General features: G+C 69.9%; 1 protein-coding gene and 1 pseudogene. Both read left to right on the top strand.

Annotated elements, in window-relative coordinates:
* The coding region (locus NQ160_RS23235; protein WP_257517375.1) for a transketolase family protein at nt 1–1,680 on the top strand (1,680 nt) is incomplete at its 5' end.
* Nucleotides 1,677–1,819: pseudogene (locus NQ160_RS23230) on the top strand (transaldolase); the annotation flags it as partial. The gene NQ160_RS23235 and the pseudogene NQ160_RS23230, both read left to right, overlap by 4 nt.

Genomic DNA, 1,819 nt, shown 5'->3' with positions numbered 1-1,819 from the left:
GGCCTGTTCGACCCGGAGACCCCGGCAGGGCAGTCCCCGTTCGACCACGACATCTACGTCATCGCCGGTGACGGCGACCTGCAGGAGGGCGTCACCAGCGAGGCGTCTTCGCTCGCCGGCCACCAGCAGCTGGGCAACCTGATCGCCATCTACGACTCCAACCAGATCTCGATCGAGGACGACACCAACGTCGCCTTCACCGAAGACGTCGCCGCACGCTACGAGGCCTACGGCTGGCACGTGCAGACGGTGAACTGGAAGCGCACCGGCGAGTACGTCGAGGACGTCGCCGAGCTGTTCGCCGCCATCGAGGCGGCCAAGGGGGAGGCCGACAAGCCGTCGCTCATCATCCTCAAGACCATCATCGGCTGGCCCTCCCCCGGCAAGCAGAACTCCGGCAAGATCCACGGCTCCGCCCTCGGCGCCGACGAGCTGGCCGCGACGAAGAAGGTGCTCGGCTTCGACCCCGAGAAGACGTTCGAGGTCGCCGACGACGTCATCGCGCACACCCGCGCGCTGGCCGAGCGCGCCGCGCCCGCCCGCGCCGAGTGGCAGCAGGCGTTCGATGCCTGGGCCGAAGCCAACCCCGAGCGCAAGGCGCTGCTCGACCGGCTCGAAGCAGGTGAGCTGCCGACGGACATCGCCGACGCGCTCCCGTCGTTCGAGGCGGGCAAGGAGGTCTCGACCCGCGCAGCCTCGGGTGTCGTCATCAACGCCCTCGCCGAGCAACTTCCCGAGCTGTGGGGCGGCTCCGCCGACCTCGCCGAGTCGAACCTGACCACCATCAAGAACGCCAAGAGCTTCATCCCGGCACAGTGGTCAACGCACGAGTGGTCGGGCTCCCCCTATGGCCGGGTGCTGCACTTCGGCATCCGCGAGCACGCCATGGGCGCGATCGTCAACGGCATCAAGCTGCACGGTCCCACCCGCCCGTTCGGCGGCACCTTCCTCATCTTCAGCGACTACATGCGTCCTGCGGTGCGCCTGGCTGCGCTGATGAACATCCCGTCGGTCTTCGTCTGGACGCACGACTCCGTCGCCCTCGGCGAGGACGGCCCCACCCACCAGCCGATCGAGCAGCTGGCGACGCTGCGCGCCATCCCGAACTTCACCGTGGTGCGCCCCGCCGACGCCAACGAGACGGCGGCCGCGTGGCTCGAGATCCTCCGCCGCCAGGACGGCCCCACTGGCATCGCGCTGACCCGCCAGAACATCCCCGTCTTCGAACGCGGCACGGGTGAGGCCGACGGCGATGTGCTCGCCTCGGCCGACAACGTCGCCAAGGGCGCCTACATCCTGGCCGAGGCGCCCGGGGGCACGCCCGACGTCATCCTCATCGCCACCGGCTCCGAGGTGCAGCTGGCCGTCGCCGCCCGTGAGACGCTCGCGGCGGAGGGCGTCAACGCCCGCGTGGTGTCGGCGCCGTCGCTGGAGTGGTTCGCCGAGCAGGATGCCGCCTACCGCGAGCAGGTCCTCCCGGCCGCCGTGAAGGCGCGGGTGTCTGTCGAGGCCGGCTCCCCGCTGACGTGGCACGGCATCGTCGGCGACGCCGGCCGCTCCGTCGCGATCGACCACTTCGGCGCATCGGCCGACTACAAGACCCTGTTCCAGAAGTTCGGCATCACCGCCGACGCGGTCGTGGAAGCGGCACGCGAGACTCTCAAGGAGGCCAACGCATGACCACTCCCAGCCCCACCCAGGCCCTGTCCGACGCCGGCGTCAGCATCTGGCTCGACGATCTGTCCCGCCAGCGCATCACGACCGGCAACCTGCAGCAGCTGATCGACACCCGCAACGTCGTCGGGGTGACCACCAACCC

This window comes from Microbacterium sp. zg.Y909, assembly GCF_024626565.1.
The sequence above is the reverse complement of the archived record's forward strand: the minus strand, read 5'-3'. Positions and strand labels throughout refer to the sequence as shown.